The 26,916-nt window shown below is 69.3% G+C and carries 27 protein-coding genes and 1 tRNA gene; 16 read left to right on the top strand and 12 right to left on the bottom strand.

Annotated elements, in window-relative coordinates:
* Positions 1–128: 128 nt before the first annotated feature.
* Genes aroA through serC form a run of 4 tightly spaced genes read right to left on the bottom strand, consistent with a single transcriptional unit; the run spans position 129 to position 4,979 of the window.
* Positions 129–1,466: a 3-phosphoshikimate 1-carboxyvinyltransferase gene (gene aroA, locus ASE10_RS12970; RefSeq protein ID WP_056305360.1), complete on the bottom strand. Its 1,338-nt coding sequence runs from the start codon at positions 1,464–1,466 to the stop codon at positions 129–131.
* A complete protein-coding gene (hisC, locus tag ASE10_RS12965; protein ID WP_200954814.1) occupies positions 1,463–2,674 on the bottom strand; it encodes a histidinol-phosphate transaminase in 1,212 nt (403 codons plus the stop codon). The genes aroA and hisC overlap by 4 nt, the downstream gene beginning before the upstream one ends.
* Positions 2,671–3,891, bottom strand: coding sequence for a prephenate dehydratase (gene pheA, locus ASE10_RS12960; RefSeq protein WP_055906420.1), 1,221 nt, complete (start codon positions 3,889–3,891; stop codon positions 2,671–2,673). The genes hisC and pheA overlap by 4 nt, the downstream gene beginning before the upstream one ends.
* Before the next feature lie 2 nt (positions 3,892–3,893).
* Positions 3,894–4,979, bottom strand: a complete 1,086-nt coding sequence (gene serC / locus ASE10_RS12955) for a 3-phosphoserine/phosphohydroxythreonine transaminase (protein WP_055906417.1) — start codon at positions 4,977–4,979, stop codon at positions 3,894–3,896.
* Positions 4,980–5,162: 183 nt separating this feature from the next.
* Here serC and msrP point away from each other — a divergent pair, with 183 nt between their 5' ends.
* Both msrP and msrQ read left to right on the top strand, forming a co-directional pair.
* Positions 5,163–6,131 carry a protein-methionine-sulfoxide reductase catalytic subunit MsrP gene (gene msrP, locus ASE10_RS12950; protein WP_056305356.1) on the top strand — a complete coding sequence of 323 codons (969 nt, stop codon included), beginning with the start codon at positions 5,163–5,165 and terminating at the stop codon, positions 6,129–6,131.
* A 67-nt stretch (positions 6,132–6,198) separates the two neighbouring features.
* Entirely contained in the window at positions 6,199–6,816 is a 618-nt protein-coding gene (gene msrQ, locus ASE10_RS12945) for a protein-methionine-sulfoxide reductase heme-binding subunit MsrQ (RefSeq protein WP_055907123.1), read from the top strand.
* Here the strand turns inward: msrQ and ASE10_RS12940 are convergent.
* Entirely contained in the window at positions 6,785–7,585 is an 801-nt protein-coding gene (locus ASE10_RS12940; protein ID WP_056102359.1) for an FHA domain-containing protein, read from the bottom strand. The two genes, msrQ and ASE10_RS12940, sit on opposite strands and share 32 nt — an antisense overlap.
* 124 nt (positions 7,586–7,709) lie before the next feature.
* Here ASE10_RS12940 and ASE10_RS12935 point away from each other — a divergent pair, with 124 nt between their 5' ends.
* Positions 7,710–7,985, top strand: a complete 276-nt coding sequence (locus ASE10_RS12935; RefSeq protein ID WP_055906409.1) for a polyhydroxyalkanoic acid system family protein — start codon at positions 7,710–7,712, stop codon at positions 7,983–7,985.
* A 327-nt stretch (positions 7,986–8,312) separates the two neighbouring features.
* On the opposite strand, the gene ASE10_RS12930 is transcribed toward ASE10_RS12935, so the two are convergent.
* Positions 8,313–9,035: a hypothetical protein gene (locus ASE10_RS12930; RefSeq protein WP_055907120.1), complete on the bottom strand. Its 723-nt coding sequence runs from the start codon at positions 9,033–9,035 to the stop codon at positions 8,313–8,315.
* Positions 9,036–9,168: 133 nt separating this feature from the next.
* On the opposite strand from ASE10_RS12930, the gene ASE10_RS12925 reads away from it, so the two are divergent.
* The 3 genes from ASE10_RS12925 (at position 9,169) to ASE10_RS12915 (ending at position 12,360) form a co-directional block, all read left to right on the top strand.
* Positions 9,169–10,431, top strand: a complete 1,263-nt coding sequence (locus ASE10_RS12925) for a patatin-like phospholipase family protein (RefSeq protein WP_055906406.1) — start codon at positions 9,169–9,171, stop codon at positions 10,429–10,431.
* 87 nt (positions 10,432–10,518) lie between these two features.
* On the top strand, positions 10,519–11,109 hold the full coding sequence (locus tag ASE10_RS12920; RefSeq protein WP_157480922.1) for a phasin family protein: 591 nt from the start codon (positions 10,519–10,521) through the stop codon (positions 11,107–11,109).
* A gap of 306 nt (positions 11,110–11,415) precedes the next feature.
* A complete protein-coding gene (locus tag ASE10_RS12915) occupies positions 11,416–12,360 on the top strand; it encodes a restriction endonuclease (RefSeq protein ID WP_056102356.1) in 945 nt (314 codons plus the stop codon).
* A gap of 171 nt (positions 12,361–12,531) precedes the next feature.
* Here ASE10_RS12915 and ASE10_RS12910 read toward each other — a convergent pair whose 3' ends face one another.
* Positions 12,532–14,520, bottom strand: a complete 1,989-nt coding sequence (locus tag ASE10_RS12910) for an SDR family oxidoreductase (protein WP_056102352.1) — start codon at positions 14,518–14,520, stop codon at positions 12,532–12,534.
* 152 nt (positions 14,521–14,672) lie between these two features.
* Here ASE10_RS12910 and ASE10_RS12905 point away from each other — a divergent pair, with 152 nt between their 5' ends.
* The 3 genes from ASE10_RS12905 to ASE10_RS12895 all read left to right on the top strand — a co-directional run bounded on the left by ASE10_RS12905 (position 14,673) and on the right by ASE10_RS12895 (position 16,218).
* A complete protein-coding gene (locus ASE10_RS12905) occupies positions 14,673–14,930 on the top strand; it encodes an acyl-CoA-binding protein (protein WP_055906396.1) in 258 nt (85 codons plus the stop codon).
* A gap of 54 nt (positions 14,931–14,984) precedes the next feature.
* Positions 14,985–15,611 carry a TetR/AcrR family transcriptional regulator gene (locus tag ASE10_RS12900; protein ID WP_055906392.1) on the top strand — a complete coding sequence of 209 codons (627 nt, stop codon included), beginning with the start codon at positions 14,985–14,987 and terminating at the stop codon, positions 15,609–15,611.
* A gap of 409 nt (positions 15,612–16,020) precedes the next feature.
* Positions 16,021–16,218 carry a hypothetical protein gene (locus ASE10_RS12895; RefSeq protein ID WP_055906389.1) on the top strand — a complete coding sequence of 66 codons (198 nt, stop codon included), beginning with the start codon at positions 16,021–16,023 and terminating at the stop codon, positions 16,216–16,218.
* Between the two features lie 100 nt (positions 16,219–16,318).
* Here the strand turns inward: ASE10_RS12895 and ASE10_RS12890 are convergent, their stop codons facing one another.
* Positions 16,319–16,732, bottom strand: a complete 414-nt coding sequence (locus ASE10_RS12890) for a hypothetical protein (RefSeq protein ID WP_055906386.1) — start codon at positions 16,730–16,732, stop codon at positions 16,319–16,321.
* Positions 16,733–16,884: 152 nt separating this feature from the next.
* On the opposite strand from ASE10_RS12890, the gene ASE10_RS12885 reads away from it, so the two are divergent.
* The 3 genes from ASE10_RS12885 (at position 16,885) to arsC (ending at position 18,493) form a co-directional block, all read left to right on the top strand.
* On the top strand, positions 16,885–17,739 hold the full coding sequence (locus tag ASE10_RS12885; protein WP_056305354.1) for a hypothetical protein: 855 nt from the start codon (positions 16,885–16,887) through the stop codon (positions 17,737–17,739).
* A gap of 73 nt (positions 17,740–17,812) precedes the next feature.
* Positions 17,813–17,887 (top strand) — tRNA-Val (locus ASE10_RS12880).
* A gap of 255 nt (positions 17,888–18,142) precedes the next feature.
* Positions 18,143–18,493: an arsenate reductase (glutaredoxin) gene (gene arsC, locus ASE10_RS12875; protein ID WP_056305352.1), complete on the top strand. Its 351-nt coding sequence runs from the start codon at positions 18,143–18,145 to the stop codon at positions 18,491–18,493.
* A gap of 649 nt (positions 18,494–19,142) precedes the next feature.
* On the opposite strand, the gene ASE10_RS12870 is transcribed toward arsC, so the two are convergent.
* The gene (locus ASE10_RS12870) at positions 19,143–20,765 is read right to left on the bottom strand and encodes an FMN-binding glutamate synthase family protein (protein ID WP_055906379.1); all 1,623 of its coding nucleotides are present in this window, start codon (positions 20,763–20,765) and stop codon (positions 19,143–19,145) included.
* Between the two features lie 87 nt (positions 20,766–20,852).
* The gene (locus tag ASE10_RS12865; protein WP_056305350.1) at positions 20,853–22,130 is read right to left on the bottom strand and encodes a nucleotide sugar dehydrogenase; all 1,278 of its coding nucleotides are present in this window, start codon (positions 22,128–22,130) and stop codon (positions 20,853–20,855) included.
* A gap of 355 nt (positions 22,131–22,485) precedes the next feature.
* On the opposite strand from ASE10_RS12865, the gene ASE10_RS12860 reads away from it, so the two are divergent.
* Positions 22,486–22,761, top strand: coding sequence for a hypothetical protein (locus tag ASE10_RS12860; protein ID WP_055906373.1), 276 nt, complete (start codon positions 22,486–22,488; stop codon positions 22,759–22,761).
* Positions 22,762–22,923: 162 nt separating this feature from the next.
* On the opposite strand, the gene fabR is transcribed toward ASE10_RS12860, so the two are convergent.
* Positions 22,924–23,586, bottom strand: a complete 663-nt coding sequence (gene fabR / locus ASE10_RS12855; RefSeq protein WP_055906370.1) for an HTH-type transcriptional repressor FabR — start codon at positions 23,584–23,586, stop codon at positions 22,924–22,926.
* An 86-nt stretch (positions 23,587–23,672) separates the two neighbouring features.
* Here fabR and ASE10_RS12850 point away from each other — a divergent pair, with 86 nt between their 5' ends.
* From ASE10_RS12850 to ASE10_RS12840, 3 genes are all read left to right on the top strand, one after another.
* Positions 23,673–24,782 carry a ferredoxin reductase gene (locus ASE10_RS12850; protein WP_056305348.1) on the top strand — a complete coding sequence of 370 codons (1,110 nt, stop codon included), beginning with the start codon at positions 23,673–23,675 and terminating at the stop codon, positions 24,780–24,782.
* A gap of 7 nt (positions 24,783–24,789) precedes the next feature.
* Positions 24,790–25,926, top strand: coding sequence for an acyl-CoA desaturase (locus tag ASE10_RS12845; protein ID WP_056305346.1), 1,137 nt, complete (start codon positions 24,790–24,792; stop codon positions 25,924–25,926).
* Between the two features lie 247 nt (positions 25,927–26,173).
* Positions 26,174–26,413, top strand: a complete 240-nt coding sequence (locus ASE10_RS12840; RefSeq protein WP_055906362.1) for a hypothetical protein — start codon at positions 26,174–26,176, stop codon at positions 26,411–26,413.
* Between the two features lie 49 nt (positions 26,414–26,462).
* Here ASE10_RS12840 and ASE10_RS12835 read toward each other — a convergent pair whose 3' ends face one another.
* Positions 26,463–26,837 carry a hypothetical protein gene (locus ASE10_RS12835; protein ID WP_055906359.1) on the bottom strand — a complete coding sequence of 125 codons (375 nt, stop codon included), beginning with the start codon at positions 26,835–26,837 and terminating at the stop codon, positions 26,463–26,465.
* Between the last annotated feature and the right edge of the window lie 79 nt (positions 26,838–26,916).

Raw genomic sequence — 26,916 nt, 5'->3', positions numbered from 1 at the left:
CGAACCACGTCATGGCCGCCGCGCCGCGGGGGCGGTGGGCGACGGCCGCTACTTCCGTGTCGATCGTATTCGTCGTGTCGGCAATACCGCCGCTCGCGGAGGCGGGCGGCGGGAGAAGTCTAGCGAAACTACATGTCGCTGGCTGTCTGCAAACCCAACGCGGGATGCAATTCGAGACCCGACGCACGCGCCAGCGTTTCGAAGCCCGGAAACGAAGTCGCCACATTCGCGACATCGCCGATACGCACTTCGCCGCTGGCGCATTGGGCCGCGACCGCGAAGCTCATCGCGATGCGGTGGTCGCCATGGCTGTCGACCGCACCGCCGCGCAGGGCGCCGCCGACGATGATCGCGCCGTCCGGCGTTTCGTCGATCTGCGCACCTAAATTACGTAAACCTTGTGCCATCGTCGCGATCCGGTCGGATTCCTTGACCCGCAACTCGGCCGCACCGGCGATCGTGCTGCGCCCCTGCGCGCAGGCCGCGGCCACGAACAGCGCCGGGAACTCGTCGATCATGTCCGGCACCAATGCCACCGGCACCTCGATGCCGTGCAAGGGCGCATGCCGCACCAGCAGATCGGCGACCGGTTCGCCGCCCTCCTCGCGCGGGTTCTGTTCGCGGATGTCGGCGCCCATCAAGCGCAAGGCAGCGAGCAGGCCGGTGCGACGCGGGTTCATGCCGACCGCTTCCAGCAGCAGTTCCGAACCCGGCACCACGCTGGCGGCGACCAGGAAGAAGGCGGCCGAGGAAAAATCCGCCGGCACCGCGACGTCGGTGGCGCGCAGCGCATGCCCGCCGCTCAGGCGCGCGTAGCCGGGCGCGAACTCGATCGGCCAGCCGAACGCGGCCAGCATGCGTTCGGTGTAGTCGCGGGTCGGGTGCGGTTCGCGCACCACGGTCTCGCCGCGCGCGTACAGGCCGGCCAGCAGCAGCGCCGATTTCACCTGCGCGCTGGCCACCGGCAAGGTGTAGTCGATGCCCTGCAGCACGCTGCCGCCGTGGATGCGCAGCGGCGGCAGGCCGCCGTCCGCGCTGTCGATACGTGCGCCCATCGCCGCCAGCGGCTCGGTGACGCGCCGCATCGGCCGCTTGGACAGGGATTCGTCGCCGATCAGCACCGAATCGAAGCCCTGCCCGGCCAGCGCGCCGGCGAGCAGACGCATGCCGGTGCCGGCATTGCCGCAGTCCAGCGCCTCGCCGCTGCCGCGCAGGCCGTGCAGGCCGACGCCATGGACGATGCGTTCGCTGGCGCTGGGGGTGTCGATGCGCACGCCCAGGCGCTCGAACACCCGCGCGGTGGCGCGGGTGTCCTCGCCTTCGAGAAAGCCGCTGACCCGGGTGACGCCCTCGGCCAGCGCGCCGAGCATGACCGCGCGATGCGAGACCGACTTGTCGCCCGGCACCCGCAGGCGTCCGTGCAAGGGCGTGCCGCGCACGGCGATCCAATCCTGGCGGGCGCTCATGCGCGCACCGCGTCCAGCGCGGCCAGCAGCCGGCGGTTCTCGTCGGCGTCGCCGACGGTGATGCGCAGGCAGTCGCCCAGGCCGTAGCCGCCCATCGGCCGCAGCACCACGCCGCGCGCGATCAGCGCGGCCTCGATGCGCGCGGTGTCGGCGCCGAATTCGACCAAGACGAAGTTGGTCTGCGACGGGAACACGCGCAGGCCGCGCTCGCTCAAGGCGGCGCTCAGCGCGGCGCGTTGCTCGGCGTTGCGCGCGCAGGCCGAAGCCAGGTGCGCCTCGTCGCCGAGCGCGGCCTCGCACGCGGCCAGGGCCGGGCCGTTGACGTTGAAGCTTTCGCGCAGACGCTCCATCACCGCGACCAGTCCCGGCGCTGCGAGCAGATAGCCCACGCGCAGACCGGCCAGGCCGTAGGCCTTGCTGAAGGTGCGGGTGACGACGAGGTTGGGATAGGCCGCAAGCAGCTCGACCGCGCTGGCAAAGTCCGGCGCATCCGCCGCTCCCGGCATCCCGCCTCCCGCGGCACTGGTACGTCCTTGTACGTCGGCCATTTCCGCATAAGCCTCGTCCATCACCACGATGGTCTCGCTCGGCACCTTGGCCAGGAACGCCCGTAGCGCCTCGCGACCGAACCAGGTGCCGGTCGGATTGTTCGGATTGGCGACATAGACCAGACGCGTCTGCGGACCGATCGCCGCGGCGATCGCATCCAGGTCGTGCCCGGCCGGCATCGCCGCGCTGCGCGGCAACGCCTCGACAATGCGCATGGTCGCGCCGGCGGCCTGGGTCGCCAGCGCGAACACCGCAAAACCGTAACGCGAGAACACCACCTCGTCGCCCGGCCCGGCGAACACCTGCGCCAGCTGCATCAGCAGTTCGTGCGAGCCGTTGCCGAGCAGGATCTGCGCGGTCGCGACGCCGTGCTTGGCCGCCAACGCACGCTTGAGATCGGCGCCGAGCGGATCGGGATAGCGATGCAGCTGATCCAGCTGGGCCAGCACCGCTGCCTTCGCGCGCGGCGAGGACCCGTAAGGATTCTCGTTGGAACCCAGCTCGACCAGATGCCCGGCGCCGAACTTGCGCCTCAGCGCGACCAGGTCGTGCCCCGGGTCGTAGGCGCGCAGGCGCTGCACGCCGGCTTGCGCACGCGCGGCGAACCACGCCTCATCGAAGGCCGGCGTCGCCGCCGGCATGGACGGCGCCGCGCTCACGCGATCGCAACCGGGTAGGAACCCAGCACCTTCACTTCGTGGGCCAGTTCCTGCAGTTCTTCCAGCGCATCGCGCATCGCCTCTTCCTGGACGTGGCCGCCGATGTCGACGAAGAACGCGTACTGCCAGCGGCCGGTGTGGCCGGGACGCGACTCGATCCGGTTCATGCTCAGGCCGCGCTTGGCGAACGGCGACAGCACGTTGTAGAGCGCGCCGGGCTGGTCCTTGATGAAGATCAGCAGCGAGGTGCGGTCGTTGCCCGAGGGCGTGAACAGCTCGCGCCCGATCACCAGGAAGCGGGTGGTGTTGTCGGGACGGTCCTCGATCGGGCCGGCGACGTTCTTCAGGCCATAGACGTTGCCGGCGCTGGCGCCGGCGATCGCGGCGGCGTCGTCGGCGTTGCGTGCGCGACGCGCGGCCTCGGCGTTGCTCGACACCGCGATCTTCTCCGCCTTGGGCAGGTACTCGCGCAGCCAGGCCTTGCATTGGGCGAACGACTGCGGGTGCGAGTAGACGCGCTCGATGTCCTCGATCCGCCCGCTGCGCGAGAGCAGGTGCTGGTGCACGCGCAGCTCGACTTCGCCGGAGATCTTCAGCTTCGAGGTCAGGAACATGTCCAGGGTCGACTGGATCGTGCCCTGGGTCGAGTTCTCGACCGGGACCACGCCGAAATCGGCGTTGCCGGCTTCGACCTCCTGAAACACCTCCTCGATGCTGGCCAGCGGCAGGCCATGGATCGAATGGCCGAAGTGCTTGAACGCGGCCTGCTGCGAATGGGTGCCTTCCGGACCCAGGAAGCCGATCTTGAGCGGTTCCTGCTGGGCCAGGCAGGCCGACATGATTTCGCGGAACAGCCGCACCAGCACTTCGTCGTTGAGCGGGCCGTCGTTGCGGTCGACCACCCGGCGCAGCACCTGGGCCTCGCGCTCCGGGCGGTAGTAATCCACTGCCGCGGCGAGCTTGCCCTTGGCCTTGCCGACCTGGTTGGCGAACTGGGCGCGCTCGGCGATCAGCTGCTGGATGTGCTGGTCGATGCCGTCGATGCGCGTGCGCAGGGTCGACAGGTCCAGCGCAGGGGTTTCCGGCACGGGAGCGCTCGGCGGCTTGGCCTGGACGGCCTTGCCCTTGGCCGGCTTGTCGGCCTGGGCGGTCGCCGGCTTGCGCCCGGCGGCCGGCTTCGGCGCCGGCTTGGCCGGCGCTTTCGGACGCTTGGCCATGCTCAGCCGTGCCTCTTCTGGAAATCGCGCATGAACGAAGCCAGGGCCTGCACGCCCTCTTCCGGCATCGCGTTGTAGATCGACGCGCGCATGCCGCCCAGGGCGCGGTGGCCCTTGAGCGAGATCAGCCCGGCGGCCTCGGCTTCCTTCAGGAACGGCTTGTCCAGCGCTTCGTCCTTGAGGAAGAACGGCACGTTCATGCGCGAACGCGCACCGACCGCGACCTCGTTGCGATAGAAGCCACCCGAGCCGTCGATGGTCTGATACAGCAGCGCCGACTTGCGCGCGTTGCGCTGGGCGAATTCGGCCACGCCGCCCTGGGCGATCATCCACTTGAACACCAGCCCGGCCAGGTACCAGTTCCAGGTCGGCGGCGTGTTGAGCATGGACTCGCCCTTGACATGGGCGCGGTAGTCGAGGATCTCGGCGCGCGGCTGGCCGGCGCGTTCGAGCAGGTCGCGGCGCACGATCACCACGCTCACGCCGACCGGGCCCAGGTTCTTCTGCGCGCCGGCGTAGATCACGCCGAACTTCGACACGTCCAGCGGCTCGGAGACGATGCTGGAGCTGAAGTCGCCGATCAGCGGCACGTCGCCGGTCTGCGGGATGTCGCGGAACTCGACGCCGTGGATGGTTTCGTTGGCGGTGTAGTGGACGAAGGCGGCGTCCTTGGACAGCTGCCAATCGGCATACGCCGGGATGTCGCGGTAACCGCCGGCTTCGCCGTCGGCGACGACCTTGGCGTTGACGTAGGGCTTGACCTGCTTGAGCGCGGTCTTGCCCCAGTGGCCGGTCACGGCGTAGTCCACGGTCTGGCCCGGGGCGGCGAAGTTCAGCGCGATCAGGGCCTGCTGGGTGGTCGCGCCGCCCTGCAGGAACAGCACCGCATAATCGTCCGGGATCGACATCAGCGTGCGCAGGTCGGCCTCGGCCTCCTGGGCGACCTGCAGGAACTCCGGTCCGCGATGGCTCAGCTCGACGATCGAGGCGCCGACGCCATGCCAGTCCAGCATCTCGGCCTGGGCCTGCTGCAGGACGGTTTCGGGCAGGGTCGCGGGACCGGCACTGAAGTTGAACGCGCGGGACATCGGGTGCTCCGTGGGGATGGGGGTTGGAACCCAAGTATGCCGCAGTGCAACACTTGCGCGCGCCTTGGTTACCTGCGCAACTTTTGCCCCTCCGGCTGCCTCTATGGTGATAAACCCACCGTATATGTACTGGACGACCCCGCGGCGTGCCCACGCCGTGCCCGTCCCCGCAGGAGTTCCCCCATGTCATTGCGCGACGCTTTCACGCTTCCCGCCCGCGAGATCACCGACGAGGCCGTCTACCGCGAACGCCGGCGCCTGCTGGCCGCATTCGCCGCCGCGCCCGCGCTGGGCCTGGCCGGCTGCGCCGACGCCGAGCCGCCGCCCGCGCCGAAAACCACGATCACCCCGGCCCAGGCCGCCTCGGGCTTCCGCACCAACGAAACCCTGACCCGCTACGAAGACATCACCAGCTACAACAACTTCTACGAGTTCGGCACCGGCAAGGCCGACCCGGGCAAGGCGCCCAAGACCCTGCGCACCAAGCCCTGGACGGTCGCGATCGGCGGCGCCTGCGCCAAGCCCGGCCGCCTGTCGCTGGACGATCTGGTCAAGGGCCTGACGCCGCAGGAACGCATCTACCGCCTGCGCTGCGTGGAAGGCTGGTCGATGGTGATTCCGTGGCTGGGGGTGCCGCTGGGCGACGTGCTCAAGCGCTTCGAGCCGACTTCCAAGGCCAAGTACGTGGCCTTCACCACCCTGGCCGACCCCAAGCAGATGCCCGGGCTGTCCTACCCCGCGCTGGACTGGCCTTACCGCGAGGGCCTGCGCATCGACGAGGCCATGCACCCGCTGACCCTGCTCGCGACCGGCCTGTACGGCAAGCCGCTGCCGCAGCAGAACGGCGCGCCGCTGCGCCTGGTGGTGCCGTGGAAGTACGGCTTCAAGAGCATCAAGTCGATCGTCGCGATCACCTTCGTCGAGACGATGCCGTTCACCAGCTGGAACGACGCCCAGTCCAGCGAATATGGTTTCTTCTCCAACGTGAACCCCAATGTCGACCACCCGCGCTGGACCCAGAAGAGCGAGCGCCGCATCGCCGGCACCGCCAGCAAACTGTTCGCCGAACGCGTCCCGACCCGGCTGTTCAACGGTTACGCCGACCAGGTCGCGTCGATGTACGCCGGCATGAACCTCAAGCGGTGGTTCTGAGCGCATGAACGACCGCACCACGGCCGCGCGAGTACGGCCGGCGCCGCGCCGCGCGCCTTCCAAGGGCATGATCGCGGCCAAGACCCTGGTCCATCTGCTGGCGCTGACTCCGGCGGCGATCCTGGCCTGGCAGATCCGCGCCGAATTCCTGACCGGCAGCGGCGGCCTGGGCGCCGACCCGGTGGCCGAGATCGAGCACCGCCTGGGCCTGTGGGCGCTGCGCCTGCTGCTGCTGACCCTGGCGATCACGCCGCTGCGCCAACTCAGCGGCCAGGCGGTGCTGATCCGCTTCCGCCGCCTGCTCGGCCTGTACGCGTTCTTCTACGCCTGCCTGCACTTCACCGCCTATCTGGTGCTGGACCTGCGCGGCTACTGGACCCAGATCTTCGAGGAGATCCTCAAGCGGCCCTACATCACCGTCGGCTTCCTGGCCTGGCTGCTGCTGGTGCCGCTGGCGCTGACCTCGACCCAGGCCGCGATGCGCCGGCTCGGCCGGCTCTGGGGCCGGCTGCATCAGCTGATCTATGCGATCGCCGCGCTCGCGGTGCTGCACTTCTGGTGGCTGGTGAAATCCGACATCCGCGAACCGCTGCTGTACGCGAGCATCCTGGCCGCGCTGCTGGGCTGGCGGGTCTGGAAGAAGCTGCGCGCGCTCAGCTCGCGCCGTACAGCAGCAACAGGCTGAGCGCGGCGGCCAGCAGCGCCGCCGCCAGCAACAGCCAGGGCATGCGCCGCACCGACGAGGGCAGCGCCGTGGCCGGGCGGGCGCGTTCGTCGGTCTCGAATTCGGCCGGATGCGCGAGCGGCGCCGGTTCGCTGCCGCCGCCGCGGTTGGGGGCTTCGATCACGAAGCGATGCTGCGATTCCAGCACCAGTTGGTCGCCCGGCCGCAGCAAGGCGTTGCGCACCGGCCGGCCGTTGACCACGCTGCCCTCGACCGAGCCCATGTCGCGCAGGACCACGCCGTCGGCGTGCGCCTCCAGGCGCGCGTGGCGTTCGGCGAAAGATGCGTCGTCGATGCGGATGTCGCACTCGCCGGCGCGGCCGATGGTGCGCGGCTGGTCCAGCGGGTAGCAGCGGCCGTGGTGCGGCCCGGCGATGCCGCGGATCACCAGACGGCTCTCGGCGGCCTCGCCGAAACCGTAGTCGGCCGGGGCCGGCAGCGGTTCGCCGGCGAGCAGCAGCAGCTCGACGCCGTCGAGGAAGATCGCATCGCCGGCGCGCAGCATGGCCATGCGCCGCACCGGGCGGCCGTTCACGTGCAGGCCGCGCACGCCCTCGCGCACCTGCAGCCAGACGCCGCGGCGGTCGACGCAGACCTGCGCCACCGCCTCGCCGCCGTCGCCGACCAGGGCGGTGCGGCCGTCGGCGTCGCGGCCAATCGCATGCACGCCCGGGCTCAGGGCCAGGTCGGCATGTTCACGGTTGGGGTATCGCAGTCTGAGGGCTTCCACGCGTCGGAAATCTAGCACGCGGCGTGCCAATCACGCAGCCCGGCATGCGCATCGCGCGTGCCACGCACTTGGATGCGGCCGCCCGCGCCCGCACAATAGCCGTCACCTGGGAGGGAAACGTTCTATGTCGAGCATCGATATCCGCCACGACCATTCGCTGACGCCGGCCAAGGCCCGCAAGGCCGTAGAAGAGGTGGCGCAGAAGCTCGCCGAACGCTTCGGCATCGAATACGACTGGTCCGGCGACACCCTCAACTTCGCCCGCAGCGGCGTCGACGGCAAGATCGCGCTCGGCCCCAAGCAGCTGCGCGTGACCGCCAGCCTGGGCTTCCTGCTGGGCGCGCTCAAGGGCCCGATCGAAAGCGAAATCCGGCGGGTGCTGGACGAGCGGTTCAAGTAAAGCGGGCGTCCGGGAATCGAGGCTGCGGCGGCCGGCGTCGTTGTTAAAGCAGGCCTTGACCGCCGCGGTTGCGCGCAGGGACCGATCGCGGCTTACGCCGCTCCCACAGGGAGCGGACGCGATCGAGTGAGGCTCCGGGTAGGAGCGGCGTGAGCCGCGACCGCGAATTCCGACCTTCGGCGGCAGTTTCCCGGTAGAGCCTCGCGGCTTACGCCGCTCCTGCCCCGGAGCGTGCGGGTAGCGCAGTGCGTGCGGTGTCGAATCGCGGCTCACGCCGCTCCCACAGGGAGCACGGCGCAGCCGCCGCGCTGTTCAACACCCGATGCCCTACTCCAAGCCCGGAAACGGATCCGGATCGCCCTCGAACAACCGGCGCGCGATTTCGCGCTCGTCGCTTTCGATCTCGGCGATGAACTCGCGCACGTCGCCGAGCTGGCCGAAGGCGGCGAAGCCCCGCTCCAGGAAGCCCTGCAACTCGGCCAGCCCGGCCGCCTTGGCCGGTCCGCGCGAGAGTTTGAGCAGGGTCGACACGCCCGGCATCCGCACCGCCCGGCCCAGACCGTTGCCGACCCGCGCGATCAGGTCGATCTGGTGCCCGCGCAGACGCGGCAGGCCGCAGGCGCGGTAGGCCTGCGCGTACAGGGCCGCGTCCAGGCGCCGGCGCCGCGGCGCGAGGGTCTGCAGACGTTGCGCCATGCGCAGGTCGAAGGCGTGGGTCAGCAGGCCCAACTCGATCGCGTCGGCGACGGTGGCCAGCAGCGCCGACGGCAGCAGCCGCTGCATCATCGGCAGCACCCGTGCGATGTCGGCGTCGCGGCGGCTGAAATCGTGGTCGTTGTAGACGTCGCTGAGGAAGAACTGTGCCGCCGGGCGCCGGCGCGGGTCGCTCAGGAAACGGTCGAAGCTGGCCTCCAGCCGCCACGCCTGCCAGCTGCGCAGCTCCGGCAGCCAGCGCAAGCCGTTGCGCGACTCCCGGCTCGGGTCGTGCAGGGCCTGATGGCGCGCCAGCAGATCGCTCAGGCGGGCGGAAAGATCGGTCGTCCGGGACATCGCGGGCATGATCGCGGCCGCGGCCGGCGCCCGCAACCGCCCCGGCCTACGACCAAAGTCGCGGCGTCTGGCGCGCCCGCCACGGTCGGCTACACTCGGGGGGATACTCCTACGCACGGTCGCCGCCCACCTCATGCTGTCACTCCACTCCGCCCGGCAACGGGCGCGCACCACCGGCACGCCGGCCAAGATCGGCCTGGCCATCGCCGGCGGCGGCCCGATCGGCGGCATGTACGAACTCGGCGCCCTGCGCGCGATGGACGAAGCCCTGGAAGGCCTCGATCTGACCCGCCTGGACTGCTACGTCGGCGTCAGCAGCGGCGCCTTCCTGGCGGCCGGCCTAGCCAACCGCATGGACACCACCGAGATGTGCCGGATCTTCATCACCGGCGACAGCGACGACGTCCAGTTCCGCCCCGAGACCTTCATGCGGCCGGCGTTCCTGGAATACATGAAGCGCGCCGCGAGCTTCCCGCGCCTGGCCACGCAGTGGTGGCGCGAGCTGCTGTTCTCGCCGCGCGAGGCGCGCTGGTCGGACCTGATCACCCGCTTCGGCGGCTTGATCCCGAACGGCCTGTTCGACAACGGCGAAGTCGAGCGCTTCCTGCGCGAGGTATTCACCCGGCGCGGGCGCAGCAACGACTTCCGCGAACTCGACGCGCGCCTGTACGTGGTCGCGGTCGACATCGACAGCGGCGACGCGGTGCGTTTCGGCGGCGACGACTGGAACGACATCGCCATCTCCAAGGCGGTCCAGGCCAGCGCCGCCCTGCCCGGCCTGTACCCGCCGGTGAACATCCGCGGCCGCCATTTCGTCGACGGCGCGCTGCGCCGGACCATGCATGCCTCGCTGGTGCTGGAACAGGGCATCGACCTGCTGATCGGCATCAACCCGCTGGTCCCGTTCAACCACAACCACGGCGGCGCGCCGGTGGCCGAGGACAACAGCCTGGCCGCGGGCGGGCTGCCGGCGGTGCTGTCGCAGACCTTTCGCACCCTGCTGCAGTCGCGCATGCAGGTCGGCCTGGCGCGCTACGCCCAGCAATACCCCAACATCGACCAGCTGGTGTTCGAGCCCAATGCCGAGGACGGCGAGCTGTTCTTCACCAACGCCTTCAGCTTCTCGGCGCGCCGGCGGATCAGCGAGATCGCCTACCGCAACACCCTGGCCGACCTGCGCCAGCGCGCCGACGCGCTGCGCCCGGTGCTGGCCGCGCACGGCATCCGCCTGCGCGAGGAAGTCCTGGCCGACCCCAACCGCTCGATCCTGGACGGCATCGCGCCGCCCTCGCGCGACACCGAAACCACCGCGCGCCTGCGCCGCGCCCTGGACGATGTCGACCACCTGGTCGCGCGCCGCCGCACGCCGCGTGCGCGCAAACGCGGGCAAAGCTGAGCAGGCGCGTCGCGCGCTGGTGTGAAAGCTCTAGACAGCGCGCCCATCGTGGAGTCACATCGAATCCACGCCCGCTTGGAGGGCAACATGGCCAAGTTCAAGAAGAACGCTAAGAAGACCACGGCCGGCAAGGCCGGCAGCGCCCAGGAGCAGGCCGAGCGCTTGTCCAAGACCCTGAGCGAATCCGCACAGCAGATCTGGCTCGCCGGCGTCGGCGCGTTCGGCCGCGCCCAGGCCGAAGGCACCAAGCTGTTCGAAGGCCTGGTCAAGGAAGGCCTGAACCTGGAGCAGACCGCACGCAAGTTCACCGGTGGCCAGGCCGACGCCCTGCGCGACGTGGTCGAGTCCAAGGTCGGTCACGCCCGCGAGCGCGCCGCCGACACCTGGGACCGTCTGGAGAAGGTGTTCGAAGAGCGCGTGCAGCGCGCCCTGGTCAAGCTCGGCGTGCCGGGCCGCGACGACCTCGCCGGCCTCAGCCAGCGCGTCGATACCCTGACCGCCGAACTGCGCCGTCAGGGCGGCAAGCCCGCCGCCAAGCCTGCCGCAGCCAAGCCCGCGCCGGCCAAGAAAGCCAGCGCCGCCAAGAAGGCCCCGGCCAAGAAGCCGGCCGCCAAGAAGGCCGCGACCAAGACCGCCCGCAAGTCGATCGCCAAGCCCAAGCCGCCGGTCGCACCGTAAGTCCGTCATCGCCGGGCGGTCCGCCGCCCGGTCGCAGCACCCGCAACACACCGCTCAATTCGCGCCGCCCCCAGGCCGCGCGAGCCGCTAAGCCCGCCAGTCCGTCGCTCCGTATGCTCCCCTCCCCTTACGGTTTCGGACTGGCGGGCTTTCTTTGTCCGCCGGCCGCGGGCGTCCGCGTTTCTGTGGAAACCGGCGTCGATCCGCGTCCGCGACCCGCTTGCGCGCGCATAGCGTGAGCCAAAGCCGCAGCAGGCCGCGCCGAGTGGCGTATATTTTGCGCCTCACATCCGGCCTGGGGCCCGCATGTCCAATGGTGTTTCGCTGCTGACCGCGCTCTTCGTCGCCCTGGTGGCCGGCGGTGCGATCTCGGCCTATCTGTGGCTGTACCGCCGTCGCCGCGCCGAGACCATGGCCGGCATCGAAGCCTTGGCGACCATGCGCTGGCGCGAATTCTCGCGCCTGGTCGTGGAAGCCCTGCAGCCGCGCGGCTTCGAGCTCGAATCGGTCGAACAGAGCCTGGAACGCGGCAGTCAGCCGGAAGAACTGCGCCTGCAACGCGACGGCCGGCCCTGGCTGCTGTCCTGTAAGCAGGGCCATGCCGATTACCGGGTGAGTTCGGCGGTGGTCGCCGAGTTCGCCAACGCGGTGCGCTTCGCCGGCGCCAGCGGCGGCGTGCTGGCGACGCCGGGCCGGATCGCGGCCGCGGAAGTGCGCGGAATCGAACTGGAGCGTTACGACGGCCCCGCGCTGTGGGCGCTGGTGCGTCCGCTGCTGCCCGAATCGCTGCGCGACGACCTGGCCGCGAGCGCGCGCAAGCAGGTGCAGCGCGAGACCCTGTTCGGCTGGGCGGCCGCGGTCGTGCTGGGCGCGGCGGTCAGCCTGCTGCTGCCGGAACCGCGGCGCGACGTCGAGGCCGCGCAGGTCGCCGCGACCGACACGGCACCGCCGCGCGGCGCCATCGCCGAGCCGGCATTGATCGCGGCCGCACCGGCCGACCCGAACCGCGAACAGTACGAACGCGCCGAAGTGATGCGCATGATCTCGTCGCTGCCGAACGTGGAACGCGCGCTGTGGTCGACCTCCTCGACCATGGTGGTGTACCAGTTGCGCGAGGACGACGATGCCGACGTCAAGGAAATCTGCTCGATCCTGGAGCGCTACCCCTTCCTGCGCTCCTCGCGCCTGCAATTGCAGCCGCCGCCGGGCAGCGGCAAGCGAGTGCGCTTCCTGCAGTGCCGGACCTATTGAGGAATGGCCGGCGAGGCCGCTTCAGGCCCACCTAGGATGCGGTGAGCGCGGCGAACGGCATCGCATCCGCCGGGTTTCTGTCCAAGAAGGCCTCCCCCCGCTTCGAGCCTAGCCCCAAAAAGAATCGGCCGCGCAAGGCGGCCGATTCCATGACGGCATGCCGCTGCGCGCCTACCAGTGCACGCCGCGCATCAGCGCCGCGAACGCGATCTGCTCGTTGCTGGCGTGCTCGTCCTTCAGCCCCTTGCGGTCGCCCTTGGCCGCGGCTGAGTCCGGGAACAGCTCGAAGGCGGTGCTCATCACCACCTCGTAGGCCTTGGGCGCCAGCGCGTTGACCACCGAGGCGAAGATGCCCAGGCGCGTGGCGATCCGGCTCGGCCGCTCGATGATGCCCTTGACCACCAGGTCGGCGGCTTCGTCCGGGCTCAGGGTCGGGATGCTGTCGTACATCTTGGTCGGCGCGATCATCGGCGTCTTCACCAGCGGCATGTTGATGGTGGTGAAGCTGATGCCCTTGCCCGACAGCTCGCCCTGGGCGCAGCGGCTGAACGCGTCCAGCGCCGCCTTGCTGGCCACGTAGGCCGAGAAGCGCGGCGAATTGGCCAGCACGCCGATCGAGGAGATGTTGATGATGTGGCCTTTGCGGCGCTCGGTCATCTTCGGCATGAAGCCCATGATCAGGCGCAGGCTGCCGAAATAGTTGAGCTGCATGGTGCGTTCGAAATCGTGGAAGCGGTCGTAGCTGAGTTCGATCGAACGGCGGATCGAACGGCCGGCGTTGTTGACCAGGATGTCGACGTGGCCGTGCTCGCCCAGGATCTGCTTGACCAGGCGGTCGCAGTCGGCCATGTCGGCCAGGTCCGCGGTGTAGGCGAAGACCTTGCCGCCGGCCGCCTTCATCGCGTCGCGGGCCTTGAACAGTTCTTCCTCGCCGCGCGCGACGATGACCGTGATCGCGCCGGCCGCGGCCACCTTCTCCGCGGTCGCCAGGCCGATGCCCGAGGAGCCGCCGGTGATCACCACGACCTTGTTGCGGACCTTGCCCTTGAGGGTGCGGTCGATGAACAGGTCCGGGTCCAGGTGGCGTTCCCAGTAGTCCCACAGGCGCCAGGCGTAGCCGTCCAGGTGCGGCACCTTGATCCCGCTGCCGCGCAGCGCGCGTTCGGTCTCGCGGTTGTCGAAGCGGGTCGGATAGGTGATGAACTTCATCACCTCCTTGGGAATCTTGAAGTCGCGCAGCAGCATGCCGATGAAGCGCTTGACCGGCGGCAGGTTGCCGACCGCGCCGCGGATGCCCGAGGGCACGAAGGCGAACATGCGCGCGTCGATGCGCATGGTCATCTCCGGCGCATGGCCGGCGCGGGCGAAGGTGTTGAGCACCTCGCCGACGCGCTGCGGTTCCGGGTCGGTCAGGTGGAAGCAATGGCCGTCCAGCTTGGGCTTGTGCGCGATGTGGTCCATCGCATCGACCACGTAGTCGACCGGAATGATGTTGATGCGCCCGCCCTCGATGCCCAGGGTCGGCATCCACGGCGGCAGCATTTCGCGCAGCTTCTTGAGGAAGGTGAAGAAGTAGTACGGGCCGTCGATCTTGTCCATCTCGCCGGTCTGCGAATGGCCGACCACCATGCCCGGACGGTAGATGCGCCATTTGACCCGTTTCTCGGCCCGGACCAGGCCCTCGGAATCGTGCTTGGTGCGCAGGTAGGGATCGTCCAGGCCCTCGGCCTCGTCGAACATGTCCTCGCGGAACACGCCCTGGTACATGCCGGCGGCGGCGATCGAACTGGTGTGGTGGAAGCAGCCGGCGCCGATCGCCGCGGCCAGGTCCAGCGCGTGCTGGGTGCCGTCGATGTTGGCCGCGCGCTGCGATTCGGCGCTGGCGGTGAGGTCGTAGATCGCGGCCAGATGGAAGAAATGCTTGATCTTGCCGTTGAGCGCGCGCAGCTGGGCGGCGCTGAGCCCGCACTTGGCCGCGGTCATGTCGCCGTAGACCGGGATCACCCGCTTCAGGTCCCAGCCCATCTTTTTGGCGGTGGCGTCGAACTTCTTCTGCGAATCCTTACGCACCAGCACATGGATCGTGCCCTTGCGCTTGAGCAGGTTGCTGACCAGGAATCGGCCGATGAACCCGGTAGCGCCGGTAACGAAATAACTCATGCCCCTCTCCTTGACCCCAAGTCGGCCGCACGGCGGCGGTATGCGCCTACGTTGCCAGAGCCCGGGCCGGCGAACAATTCCCTTCCGTATTGACCACCCCGTCGGTGCATGCGGTAATGCCCCATCACCTTGGTCGCCGGGAGGGGCACACCATGTCCGATCTGAAGTCGAGTTTCGAGCAAGCCGCAAAGGATGTGCAGGCGCTGTCCGAGCGCCCCGATAACGACACCCTGCTGCGCCTGTACGCGCTGTACAAACAGGGCGCCGAGGGCGACGTCGCCGGTCCCAAGCCGGGGTTCTTCGACTTCGTCGGCACCGCCAAGTACGAGGCCTGGGCGAAGCTCAAGGGCACCGGCCAGGACGAGGCGATGAAGAAGTACGTCGACCTCGTGAAGAAGCTGCGCGGCTGATGCCGCGCGGGGCGCGCCGACCGACGGCGCTACGTTGCAGGGCGGGCTGATCCCGTGGCCAAACAGACCCGCCAGCGCATCCTCGACGCCGCGTTGACCATGTTCAACGCCCAGGGCGAGCCCAACGTCACCACCAACCATATCGCCGACGAGCTGGAAATCAGCCCGGGCAATCTGTACTACCACTTCCGCAACAAGGACGACATCATCGAGCAGCTGTTCGCGCGCTACGAAGAGCGCATGGACGGCGCGCTCGCCGCGCCGCAGGGGCGCCTGCCCGGACTCGAGGACATCTGGCTGCAACTGCACCTGGTGTTCGAGTGCATCTGGGACTATCGCTTCCTGTACCGCGACCTGGTCGAGATCCTCAGCCGCAACCGCCGCCTGCGCTTGCGCTTCGCCCGCATCCTCAAGCGCGCCGACGAACAGGCGCATACGGTCATGCGCGGCCTGTCGCAGGCCGGGGTGATGCGCGCCTCCGGCGACGAACTGGCCGCGACCGCGACCAATGTGCTGGTGATCGCGACCTTCTGGCTCAACTACGCTTCCGCACGCGGCGACAAGGACGAACACGCCGCGATCCGCGACGGCATCGTCCAGGTGATGATGCTGATGGCGCCGTTCCTGCGCGACGCCGAGCGCCTGCACCTCAACACCCTGACCCGGGCCTACCTGGACTGAGTCGCCGTCGCCGTGGCTCTGGGGTAGGAGCGGCGTAAGCCGCGACCGAACGCTGGCGGCCGCGACGAAAACCCGGCGGTGCGGATCGCTTCCGATGCCCGACGAACCGGCCCGCGCAGGCGACCGCGCCGCGCGGTCGCGGCTTACGCCGCTCCTACCCCAACGCGAAGCGCCGCCCCGGCTGTGGGAGCGGCGTAAGCCGCGATAGCCTCGCACCCAGGCGATGCCCTGCCCTCAACCGGACACCCCGGTCGCGGGCTCACGCCGCCCCTGCCCGAGCGCCGGCTTGCCACGACTTGCGGTAGCGCAGCAACGCAAACCGCGCAGCAGCGCGCGAATTCACATCGTGTCCGGGTCTAGGGTTCTCTGCGCGGGAAGGTCCCCGCCCACCCCAAGGAAAGGAGTGCCCATGAACGTATTCCGCCGCAAGACCGTGCTGCTCGCCGCCGCCGTCCTGATGCTCAGCTCCAGCGCCGCCTGGGCCGTGTGCCGGCCGAACAACTGCGCTGCGCAGTACGGCCAGTGCCTGAACAACGGCGGCGACGAAACCGCCTGCGAACTGGCCTACTACCGTTGCCTGCGCAACTACGGCTGCCCGATCCCCTGATCGCAGACGTGAGGCTGCGCGGTCCGGCTCGCCCCGTGCCGGGCCGCACAAGACAAGGGCGCCATTCGGCGCCCTTGTTTCATTCCCGATCGGGTCGCGCTCAGCCCTTGCGGGCCGCACGCTTGGCCGGCTTGCGCACCGCGCGCCGCGCCGGCGCCGGCTTCTTCGCCGCCTTGGCGGTCTTGCGCGCCTTGCGCAGCGGACGCTGGCTCTTGGGCTTCAGGCCCAGCTTGTCCAGCACCGGCGCCAGACGGGTCTCGACCTCGGCACTGAACTTCACCACCCGCGGCTCGACCTGCCCGCGTACGTTGTCCAGCTGCGCGCGCACGTTGCCGCGCGCTTCGCGTACGAATCTCTGCGCCCGGCGCTGCAGCGCATCGGCGCGCTCGACCGCGCGGCCGGCCGCATCCAGGCTGCCGCGACGTGCGATCGAGACCAGACCGAGCCCGGCCAGCCACAGGTGGCGCAGCGTGGTCTGCTTCGCCGCGCGGGTTTTGCGTTTGACGGTTGCCATCTGACTGCTCCGCTGACCGGCCGGAGGGCCGGTTTCTCGAGCGCCACTGTGGCCAAGGCCCATGGAGCAATCACACTAGCCCGTGCCGGCCCTTGCCAGAACACCGCCCGCGGCGGGATGCTGCGCTCCCGACCTGTCGACAAGGACCGCAGATGGCCGCGAAATCCGCCTGGGCCGCTTTTCCGCACGATGCCAAAGGCTACGCCTACGCCGGCGACGCCCTCAAGAAAGCCTGGCCCAAGCTGCATGCCGGCGACACCGAACCCTATCCGGACGCCAAGCGCGCCGCCGCGCTGATCGCGCAAGCGGGCAAAGCCGCGCCCAAGGGCCTGGACGCCGACGCGCTCGCCGCCGCCCTGCAGGACGCCTGGCGCGCCTTCCATCGCGGCGACTTCAAGGCCGCCTTCGACGCCGGCGAAGCGCTGGGCCCGGCCGGCGCCTCGGTCGCGGTCAAGGCGCTGGGCATCCACGCCACCTATCTGGTCGACGACGACGACGAGAAGCTCAAGCGCTACGAGCACGCCGCCAAACTCGCCGAGGCCGCGGTCAAGGCCCTGCCCGACGACGCCAACAGCCATTACCGCCACGCGTTCGCCCTGGGCCGCTACAGCCAGGGCCTGAGCATCGCCAAGGCGCTCAAGGCCGGCATCGCCGGCAAGGTCCGCGCCGCCCTCGACACGACCCTCGAACTCGCCCCCAAGCACGCCGAAGCCCACACCGCGATGGCGCTGTACCACGCCGAGATCATCGGCAAGGTCGGCGCGATGATCGGCGGCCTGACCTACGGCGCCAAGGCCGCCGAGGCCGACAAGCACATCAAGACCGCGCTCAAGCTGACCCCGGACTCGCCCATCGCCCACATCGAACACGGCAACGTGCTGATGCTGCTGCACGGCGACAAGCAGGAGGACGCGGCTGCCGCGGCCTACGAAAAAGCCGCGAAACTCAAGCCGATCGACGCCATGGAGGCGCTGGACGGGGCCTACGCGCGCGCGCAGCTGGAATGAACCGGAGGGGCGCCGCGACGGCCAGGCTTGCCTAGTCCGCGCCCGCCCCCTACAATCTGCGGCCCAAGTATTTGGGCGGTTAGCTCAGCGGTAGAGCACTGCTTTCACACGGCAGGGGTCACAAGTTCGAAACTTGTACCGCCCACCAGATACGGACGAAGGCCGGCGCAAGCCGGCCTTCGTCTTTTCCGGGTCCCGGGTTTCGGGCCCAGGTTTCAGAGCCCCGACTCGGGGCCCTGTGGTTCTGAGCCTGGGTTCAAAGTCCCCGCATTCAAAGTCCCGGGGTTCGAGCTTAGGGTTTGGAGTTCCGGTTTTCGAAGCTTCGATGCTCCGAACCCAGCCATAACCCACCCGTGCGGCTTGGCCCGTCCAGGCCGGCGCCGACAGCCTGCAGGAGCGCGCCATGAGCGACACCCGCCTCTACCACAACCCGCGCTGCTCGAAATCGCGCGCCGCGCTGGAACTGCTGCAGGCAAACGGCATCGAACCGCGGATCGTGGCCTACCTCGACAGCGCACCCGATGCCGATGAACTGCGCGACCTGCTGCGCCTGCTCGACCTGCCCGCGAGTGCCCTGCTGCGCAGCGGCGAGGACGCCTACGCCGCGCTCGGTCTCGACGATCCCACCCTGGACGACGACGCCCTGATCGCGGCGATGGCCGCGCACCCGCAGCTGATCGAACGTCCGGTGTTCGTGCACAACGGCCGCGCCTTGATCGGACGACCGCCGGAGCGGGTGCTGGACCTGCTCTAACGCGTCCGAACAACGATGCGGAATCGCCCACAACCCCTGTGGGAGCGGCGTCAGCCGCGATTGAGCTCCATCCCAGGTTGATGCGCGCGCCGCGGTGTGCGGGTTCGATCGCGGCTTACGCCGCTCCTACAGAGAGCTCGACGAGCTTCGTCCACAAGCGATGCGGAATCGCCCCCGCCCCTGTGGGAGCGGCGTGAGCCGCGATTGAGTTCCATCCCAGGTTGATGCTCGCGTCGCGGTGTGCGGGTTCGATCGCGGCTTACGCCGCTCCTACAGAGAACTCGACGAGCTTCGTCCACAAGCGATGCGGAATCGCCCACGCCCCTGTGGGAGCGGCGTGAACCGCGATTGAGCTCCCTCCCAGGTTGATGCGCGCGTCGCGGTGTGCGGGTTCGATCGCGGCTTACGCCGCTCCTACAGAGAACTCGACGAGCTTCGTCCACAAGCGATGCGGAATAGCCCACGAAGGACGGGCACCGATCGGACGACTGTCCGAACAGGTGCTGGAACTGCTCTAAGCCGCAGCACTGCTTTGGGGTAGGAGCGGCGTAAGCCGCGATCCCTGAGACGCTAGCGGCATCGCAACCATCGTCGCAGGCAGGATCTTCGATCGCGGCTCACGCCGCTCCTACCCCACAGCCGCGGCGGATCACATCGACTTGCTGCCCCGCAGCGACGCCACCTTGTCCGGCGGCGCGAACGAATCGCTGCGCGCGTCGGCCCAGTAGCTCTGGAACACGGCATGGTCCGGAATCCGCCCGAGCAGGTCGCCGGGCGCGAGGAAGTTGTACAGCGCGCCCAGCGACCGCACTTCGGTCGCCGACACCCGGCGCAGGATGTGCTCGGGCCCCAGCTGCTGCGGATGCGACAAGCCGGCCGCGCACAGCAGGTCGCGCAGCGCCTTGAGCGTGTTGTCGTGGAAATGGAATACGCGCGTGGCCTTGTCGGGCACGTCCAGGTGCCGCCAGCGGTTCGGGTCCTGGGTGGCCACGCCGCTCGGGCAGCGGTCGGTGTGGCAGCTCTGGGCCTGGATGCAGCCCAGCGCGAACATGTAGCCGCGCGCCGCGTTGCACCAGTCCGCGCCCATCGCCAGGGTGCGGGCGATGTCGAAGGCACTGGTGATGCGGCCGGCCGCGCCGATCCGGATGCGGTCGCGCAGTTCCAGCCCGACCAGGGTGTTGTGCACCAGCATCAGCGCCTCGTGCATGGGCACGCCGACGTGGTCGATGAATTCCGCTGGCGCCGCGCCGGTGCCGCCTTCGGCGCCGTCGACGACGATGAAGTCCGGCAGCAGCCCGGTCTCGTGCATGGCCTTGGCGATGCCGAACCATTCCCAGGGGTGGCCGATCGCCAGCTTGAAACCGGTCGGCTTGCCCCCCGAGGCCTCGCGCAGGCGCGCCACGAATTCGAGCAGGCCGCGCGGCGAGTCGAAGGCGCTGTGCTTGGCCGGCGACACGCAGTCCTGGCCCATCGGCACGCCGCGCGTGGCCGAGATTTCGGCGCTGACCTTGGCCGCCGGCAGCACCCCGCCATGACCGGGCTTGGCGCCCTGCGACAGCTTGATCTCGATCATCTTCACTTGCGGGTCGGCCGCGGCCGCGGTGAAGCGCGCCAGGTCGAAACGGCCCTGCTCGTCGCGGCAGCCGAAATAGCCCGAACCGATTTCCCAGACCAGATCGCCGCCGTTCTCGCGGTGGTAGGGCGAGATCGAACCTTCGCCGGTGTCGTGGTAGAAGCCGCCGAGGCGGGCGCCGCGGTTGAGCGCGCGGATCGCGTTGGCCGACAAAGAGCCGAAGCTCATCGCCGAGATGTTGAACACGCTGGCCGAGTACGGATGCGCGGTGCCGGTGCCGATTTCGATCCTGAAATCGTGTTCGACGTGCGCAGTCGGCGCCATCGAGTGGTTGATCCACTCGTAGTCGTGCCCGTAGACGTCCTGCTGGGTGCCGAACGGACGCACGTCGTTGGCCGACTTGGCGCGCTGGTAGACCAGGGCGCGCTGCTGGCGCGAAAACGGCACCTCGGCCGTGTCGGCCTCGATGAAGTACTGGCGCATCTCCGGCCCGATCGATTCCAGGCCGTAACGGAAATGGGCGAGCACCGGATAGTTGCGGCGCAAGGTGCTGCGGGTCTGCAGCAGGTCCCAGGTGCCCAGTGCGGCGATCGCGCCGAACGCCAGCGCGCCCCACCACCAGTCCGGCTCCCACAGGCTCGCGATCAGCACCGACGCGAGCAGCAGGATCACACTGGCGATGTAGACGGCGTAGCGCATAGTCGAACGGCTTCGATCGCGGGCTGCGCTGAGCATAGCGCGGCCGCGCGCCGCGCGGGCCGCGACGCCGCGCTTACCGCGGCCGGGTCAAAGCCGGGCGTCGATCTGGTCGCGCGGATAGACGCTCTTGATGTCGTACAGCAAGGCACCCGGACGGCCGTAGGCGCGCGCGCCGGCCGCGCCCATCGCGCGGAACTGGTCGTGCGCGACCGCCAGCACGACCGCGTCGTAGGCGCCCAGCGGTGGCTGCGCCAGCACTTCCACGCCGTACTCGCGCCGCGCATGCGCGGCATCGACCCAGGGATCGTGGATATCGACCTGGGCGCGGTACTCGCCGAACTGGCGCGCCAGTTCGATCACCCGGGTGTTGCGCAGGTCGGGGCAGTTTTCCTTGAACGCCAGGCCCAGGATCAGGATGCGCGAACCGGCGACCGCGGCGCCGCGCTGGATCATGCGCTTGATCACGTCGGCGGCGACATGCTCGCCCATGGCGTCGTTGATGCGGCGGCAGGCGTGCAGGATCTCGGGATGGTAGCCGGCGGCCTGGGCCTTCTGGATCAGGTAGTACGGATCCACGCCGATGCAATGCCCGCCGACCAGACCGGGGCGGAACGGCAGGAAGTTCCACTTGGTGCCGGCCGCTTCCAGCACTTCGGTGGTGTCGATGCCCAGGCGCTGGAAGATCAGCGCGAATTCGTTGACCAGGGCGATGTTGGCGTCGCGCTGGGTGTTCTCGATCACCTTGGCCGCTTCGGCCACGCGCAGGCTCGAGGCCTTGTGGGTGCCGGCCAGGATGATGCTGCGGTAGAGCGCGTCGACGGACTCGGCCGCTTCGGGCGTCGAACCCGAGGTCACTTTCGGAATGTCGACCAGGCGCCGCTGGCGGTCGCCGGGGTTGATCCGCTCCGGGCTGTAGCCGACGTGGAAATCGACGTTGTAGCGCAGGCCGGAGGCGCGTTCGAGCTCGGGCACGCAGATTTCCTCGGTCGCGCCCGGGTACACCGTGGATTCGTAGATCACCAGCGCGCCGGGGCGCATCAGGCCGCCGATGCGGCGGCTGGCCTGCAGTAGCGGATTGAAGTCGGGACGCTTGTGCTCGTCCACCGGCGTGGGCACGGTGACCACGAACACGTCGCGGTCGCCCAGGTCGTCGGCGTTGGCGCTCAAGCGCAGGCGCGTGGCGGCGGCGATCTCCTCGGCCCCGGCTTCGCCGTTGCCGTCCTCGCCGGCGATCAGGGTGGCCACGCGTGCGGCGTCGATGTCGTAGCCCAGGGTGTCGTAGCGCTTGCCCAGTTCGATCGCGAGCGGCAGCCCGACGTAGCCCAGGCCGATCACCGCGATGCGTGCGCTTGCCAGATCCTGCATGCCCTGCCCTGATGGTGTGAGGAACGCTACCGTCCCGGGAAGGCCCGGGCCAGGCGCCGGCCGATTATAGGGGCCGCTCCAGGCCGCGAGCAGGCGGGCGACAGCGCGGTTGCCGCCCGCGACCGTCGGTATCGGGACCTGCGGCCACGAGAACCAGGCTAGCGGCACGAACGCCGGCCCCGCCAGCCCGACCCGGCCGAGCGCGGCCGTTCGGACTTTTCCTACACGCGCGTCAGGCATCCACCGACAGTTCGTCTACACGAAAGGGGGCAGACTCGCCGTGTCTGGCGGCTGCCACGCCCGACATCCCGGCCCGCACCCGGCCGGAACCGCCTTCGCCACCGGGACCCGCGCCATGCCGTATCGAGTCGAACTCCGCGAACAGCACAACCACGGCCACCTGATCTGCAGTCCGGCCACCAGCGAGCCGCACCACAGCCTGCAGGCCGCTGGCGAAGCCGCGCGCCAGGACGCAGTCGAGCACGCCAAGGCCCACCGCGTCGATGTGCGTGTGCAGATCTACGCCCCGTCCGGCCAACTCGCGCTGGGCACGCAGGTGCGGCATTTCGAGGTCGCGGCGGCACGGTCGGCGGCGCGGCCGCGTTTAGTGGCGGTCAGCGGCGGGCGCTGATTCGCGACCGGCGGGATCGCTTCAAGCCGGCGCAGCGAGGCTTCGCTCGGTGTTCGCTGCCCGGGCGTGATGGCGATGGTGCGCTGAGGCTCACCCTACCCGGCCTCACCTTGTCTTTCTCTCGTGAAGCGGGCCCAGCCCAGCGCCACCGTGCGCGGCGCGCTAGCCCGCCTCGCTCCGCGCCATCGCCTGCGCGCCGGCCAGGATCATCCGCACCATCTGGGTGAGCTGCTGGATCAGCTCGGCGTCCTTGTGCGGCGGCAGGTCCATGGCGGTGGCGCCGACCGCGAACACCAGTCGGGTAATCGCCTTGGCCACCAAGGCCGGCTCGTGCAGGGTCGTGTTTTCGGCCGCGGACAGCCGCACCAGGTCGATGCGCAGCTCTTCCTCGAAGAAAGTCAGCTCGCGGTCGACCGCCTGCTTGAACGCGTCCGAGCCGACCGTGCCCTCGCGCAGCAACACGTGCAGCAGTTTGTCGTCGGCGCGCACCTGCTCCATGAAGGCGGTCACCGAGTCGCGCACGATGCTGTGGCTGGTCGCCGCGCGCCGGCGGGCGGCGCCGACGATCTTGCGCAGCGACTGCCCGGCCAGGTCGATCAGCGCGACCGCCAGCTCGTCGATGTCGCGGAACTGGCGATAGAAGCTGTTGGGCGCGATCCCGGCCTCGCGCGCCACTTCGCGCAGGCTCAGGCTGGAGACGCTGCGGTGCGGTCCGATCAGGCGCAGCGCCGCCGCCAGCAGGTCGTCGCGCGAAATCGCGGCCTTGCGGCCGGAGCCCGCGTCGTCGTCGGCAGATAGGGAGCGCTGGGTCACGGAATCGAGCATGGACGGAATTGGGCCTGCATCATAGCGGCGGCCGTTAATATACATATGTCTATACACTTGTGCTCTCACGTGTATAGTGACGCCTCATGAGCGCCCAACTACGTCCCGCCCCCTCCCGCACCGACGGCCCGTTCAGGCGCCTGGCCCGGCCCTGGGTGTCTCCCGGCGTGTTCGACTTCTGGGCTTCGCGCCTGCATCCGACCTGGTCCTGGGAGCGCCCGCTGGCGCGGATCGTCGAGCGCCGCGCCGAATCCGCCGACGCGGTGACCCTGGTCCTGCGCCCGAACCGCCACTGGAGCGGCAGCCGCCCTGGGCAGCACCTCAACCTCAGCGCCGAGATCGACGGCGTCCGGGTGACCCGCAGCTACAGCCCGACCGGCCTGCCCGGCCGCGACGGCCGTATCGCGATCACCGTCAAGGCGGTCGCCGACGGCAAGCTCAGCCGCCACCTCTGCCAGCAGGCCCGGGTCGGCGATGTGCTCGAACTCGGCCCGGCCTTCGGCGAGATGACTCTGGACCCGGCCGCTGCGGACGTCCCGCGCCTGTTCCTGGCCGCCGGCAGCGGCATCACCCCGCTGATCGCGCTGACCCGCGATCTCGCCGCACGCGGCATGCCCGCGCCGCTGACCCTGCTGTACTGGGCGCGCCTGCGCGAGCAACTGTGCTTCGTCGACGAGCTGCGCGGCTACGCTGCGGCCCATCCGCACTTCGTCGTGCGCTTCCTGCTCACCGGCGAGGCCGCGAGCGCCGCCGACGAAGGCCAGGGCCGCATCGACGCGGCCCTGCTCGCAGCCAGCGTCGCCGATCCGGCGCAGCGCCAGGTCTACGCCTGCGGCCCGGGCGGCTTCGTCGACCAGGCCCGCGAGCTGCTCGCCGCGCAAGCGCGTTCGTTCCAGGCCGAAGCCTTCAGCCCGCCGCCGCGCAGCTTGGAAACGCAGGGCACGGTCCAGCTCACGTTGGCCGCCAGCGGCCGCAGCCTGACCGTGGCGCGCGGGCAGTCCTTGCTGTCGGCCCTGGAAGCGCAGGGCATCAAGCCGGCGTCGGGCTGCCGCATGGGCATCTGCAACACCTGCGCCTGCGGCAAGCGCTCGGGCAGCACCCTCCACCTGCACACCGGCGACGTCCAGCACGAACCGGTGTCCGCGTTGCGCCTGTGCGTGAACAGCGCGACCAGCGACCTCGTCCTCGATCTGTGACCCGGCCATGACCACGACCTCCCGCAACCGCGTCCTCAGCGCCGAAGAACTCGAACGCTTCGGCACCGAACTCGACGCCGTGCGCGCGCGCACCGCCGCCCAGCTCGGCCAGCGCGACGCCGACTACATCCGCGCCATCGTCGCATCGGTGCGCTACACCGGCTTCGCCGGACGCGCCCTGCTGATGCTCGGCGCGATCGCCGGCGCCTTCCTGCCCGGCGTGCTGGTACCGGCCTGGATCGGCGGCACGCTGCTGCTGGCGCTGTCCAAGATCCTGGAGAACATGGAACTCGGCCACAACGTCATGCACGGCCAATACGACTGGATGCGCGACCCGCACCTGGACGGCAAGACCTACGAATGGGACATCGCCGGCACCAGCGACAACTGGCGCAAGACCCACAACTACCAGCACCACACCTGGACCAACGTGCGCGGCATGGACGACGACATCGGCTACGGCCTGCTGCGCCTGTTCCCGGAGCAGCGCTGGAAGCCGTATTACCTGTTCCAGCCCCTGGTCGCGGTGATCTTCGCCCTGCTGTTCGAATGGGGCGTGGCGATCCAGGACCTGCGCCTGGGTCGCTGGTGGATCGGCAAGACCACTACCGCGCAGCTGCGCAAGCATTTCCGTCCGGTCGGCCGCAAGATGGCGCGCCAGGTGCTCAAGGACTACGTGTTCTTCCCGCTGCTGGCCGGCCCGTTCTTCCTGCCGGTGCTGTTGGGCAACATCGTGGCGAACGTGCTGCGTAACCTGTGGACCTACACCGTGATCTTCTGCGGCCATTTCACCGCCGACGCCGAAACCTTCTCCAAGGAATCGGTGGCCGGCGAATCGCGCGGGCATTGGTATCTGCGCCAGCTGCGCGGCTCGTCCAACCTCAGCGGCGGCAAGCTGATGGATCTGATGACCGGCAACCTCAGCCACCAGATCGAACACCACTTCTTCCCCGACATCCCCGCCCACCGCTACGCCGCGATGGCGGTCGACGTGCGCGACATCTGCGCGCGCTACGGTCAGCACTACAACACCGGTTCGCTGCCGCGTCAGTTCGGCCAGGTGATCTGGCGCATCCTGCGTCACGCCCTGCCCAGCCGTCCGCCCGCGAAGAAGACGCGACGGCTGGCGCGCGCGCAGGCCTGAGCCGTCGCTGCGATCGGACACGTCTGAACGACTGAACGACGCATACCGGCGCTGCGGCCACAGCCTTTCGGGCGCCGCGCGGCGCGCTCGCGCACAGCGCGAAAGCGCCTAGCACGACGCGCACAGACCACGATGACGCCGCTTTCACAAACCCATACGGTTACGCGACGCGAACCGCGCGAGACCCGTTACGTTCATACACGCCTAGGCACCTTGTCGTCGGTCGCCACGACAGCGCGAGGGGTGCATGGACCTGGACTATCGGGAAGTCGGTACGGACAAGAGCTGGCGTTTGGACGTTCACTACAACGGCGTTGCGATCGGAACGATCCGCAAAAGCGCCGATGGCCTGCGCCACGAGTACTACCACGGCGTCGGCAACGATTTCGCCTACGCCTATAGCAAAACCGATCTCGATGATCTCAAAAGCTTGCTGGCGGTGCGCCTGGCGCGCACAGCGTTGATCACGTCGGGCTTGATGATCTAGGTCCGCAGGCGCGAACGCCGCGGGTACGACCGCGGCATCGCCACCGTTCTCATTCCTGATCGAGGCGCCCGTCCGTTGCCGCGCGCGGCAGCGGACGGACGTGCAGGCTGCGATAGCGGCAGACGTCGATGTCGCGATAGATCGCGGCGCGGCCGTCGCGGAACACCATGCGGAAATCATAGACGCAGTTCCCGCCGTCGACTTCGAGCGTGGTCGAGGCGCCGCCGCCGCGCAGGGGCTCGCCGATCGGCAATTCCCGGAACGTCTCTCCTCCCGCCGGCGCGATCGCGAGCGAGACCAGACTGTCGCGTGCGCGATTGATCAATTCCAGGTAACGCGTATGCGGCTGGACATTGGCCTGGGCCGCGACCTGGGTGGCGGCGCCGACGGCGATGACGAGAACGACGAAGCTGAGCGGACGCATACGAGGACCTCCGGGCGGGATGGACGGCGCCGGCGGTCCACACATGGCGGAAGCCGTCGGCGCGCACATCAGGCCGCCC

The organism is Lysobacter sp. Root76 (genome assembly GCF_001428685.1).
Lineage (GTDB): Bacteria > Pseudomonadota > Gammaproteobacteria > Xanthomonadales > Xanthomonadaceae > Lysobacter.
Note: the sequence above shows the minus strand (reverse complement) of the source record. Positions and strands in the feature narration are given on the sequence as shown.

Excerpts from the sequence above, each read along its gene's own strand:
- arsC (WP_056305352.1), top strand. The coding sequence starts at position 18,143 with ATGAGCGACACCCGCCTCTACCACAACCCGCGCTGCTCGAAATCGCGC.
- ASE10_RS12860 (WP_055906373.1), top strand. The coding sequence starts at position 22,486 with ATGCCGTATCGAGTCGAACTCCGCGAACAGCACAACCACGGCCACCTG.
- ASE10_RS12915 (WP_056102356.1), top strand. The coding sequence starts at position 11,416 with ATGTCCAATGGTGTTTCGCTGCTGACCGCGCTCTTCGTCGCCCTGGTG.
- ASE10_RS12920 (WP_157480922.1), top strand. The coding sequence starts at position 10,519 with ATGGCCAAGTTCAAGAAGAACGCTAAGAAGACCACGGCCGGCAAGGCC.
- msrQ (WP_055907123.1), top strand. The coding sequence starts at position 6,199 with ATGATCGCGGCCAAGACCCTGGTCCATCTGCTGGCGCTGACTCCGGCG.
- fabR (WP_055906370.1), bottom strand. The coding sequence starts at position 23,586 with ATGCTCGATTCCGTGACCCAGCGCTCCCTATCTGCCGACGACGACGCG.
- msrP (WP_056305356.1), top strand. The coding sequence starts at position 5,163 with ATGTCATTGCGCGACGCTTTCACGCTTCCCGCCCGCGAGATCACCGAC.
- aroA (WP_056305360.1), bottom strand. The coding sequence starts at position 1,466 with ATGAGCGCCCGCCAGGATTGGATCGCCGTGCGCGGCACGCCCTTGCAC.
- ASE10_RS12835 (WP_055906359.1), bottom strand. The coding sequence starts at position 26,837 with ATGCGTCCGCTCAGCTTCGTCGTTCTCGTCATCGCCGTCGGCGCCGCC.
- ASE10_RS12895 (WP_055906389.1), top strand. The coding sequence starts at position 16,021 with ATGAACGTATTCCGCCGCAAGACCGTGCTGCTCGCCGCCGCCGTCCTG.
- ASE10_RS12870 (WP_055906379.1), bottom strand. The coding sequence starts at position 20,765 with ATGCGCTACGCCGTCTACATCGCCAGTGTGATCCTGCTGCTCGCGTCG.
- ASE10_RS12910 (WP_056102352.1), bottom strand. The coding sequence starts at position 14,520 with ATGAGTTATTTCGTTACCGGCGCTACCGGGTTCATCGGCCGATTCCTG.
- pheA (WP_055906420.1), bottom strand. The coding sequence starts at position 3,891 with ATGGCCAAGCGTCCGAAAGCGCCGGCCAAGCCGGCGCCGAAGCCGGCC.
- ASE10_RS12840 (WP_055906362.1), top strand. The coding sequence starts at position 26,174 with ATGGACCTGGACTATCGGGAAGTCGGTACGGACAAGAGCTGGCGTTTG.
- ASE10_RS12930 (WP_055907120.1), bottom strand. The coding sequence starts at position 9,035 with ATGTCCCGGACGACCGATCTTTCCGCCCGCCTGAGCGATCTGCTGGCG.
- ASE10_RS12850 (WP_056305348.1), top strand. The coding sequence starts at position 23,673 with ATGAGCGCCCAACTACGTCCCGCCCCCTCCCGCACCGACGGCCCGTTC.
- ASE10_RS12925 (WP_055906406.1), top strand. The coding sequence starts at position 9,169 with ATGCTGTCACTCCACTCCGCCCGGCAACGGGCGCGCACCACCGGCACG.
- ASE10_RS12845 (WP_056305346.1), top strand. The coding sequence starts at position 24,790 with ATGACCACGACCTCCCGCAACCGCGTCCTCAGCGCCGAAGAACTCGAA.
- ASE10_RS12865 (WP_056305350.1), bottom strand. The coding sequence starts at position 22,130 with ATGCAGGATCTGGCAAGCGCACGCATCGCGGTGATCGGCCTGGGCTAC.
- ASE10_RS12935 (WP_055906409.1), top strand. The coding sequence starts at position 7,710 with ATGTCGAGCATCGATATCCGCCACGACCATTCGCTGACGCCGGCCAAG.
- ASE10_RS12885 (WP_056305354.1), top strand. The coding sequence starts at position 16,885 with ATGGCCGCGAAATCCGCCTGGGCCGCTTTTCCGCACGATGCCAAAGGC.
- serC (WP_055906417.1), bottom strand. The coding sequence starts at position 4,979 with ATGTCCCGCGCGTTCAACTTCAGTGCCGGTCCCGCGACCCTGCCCGAA.
- ASE10_RS12890 (WP_055906386.1), bottom strand. The coding sequence starts at position 16,732 with ATGGCAACCGTCAAACGCAAAACCCGCGCGGCGAAGCAGACCACGCTG.
- ASE10_RS12905 (WP_055906396.1), top strand. The coding sequence starts at position 14,673 with ATGTCCGATCTGAAGTCGAGTTTCGAGCAAGCCGCAAAGGATGTGCAG.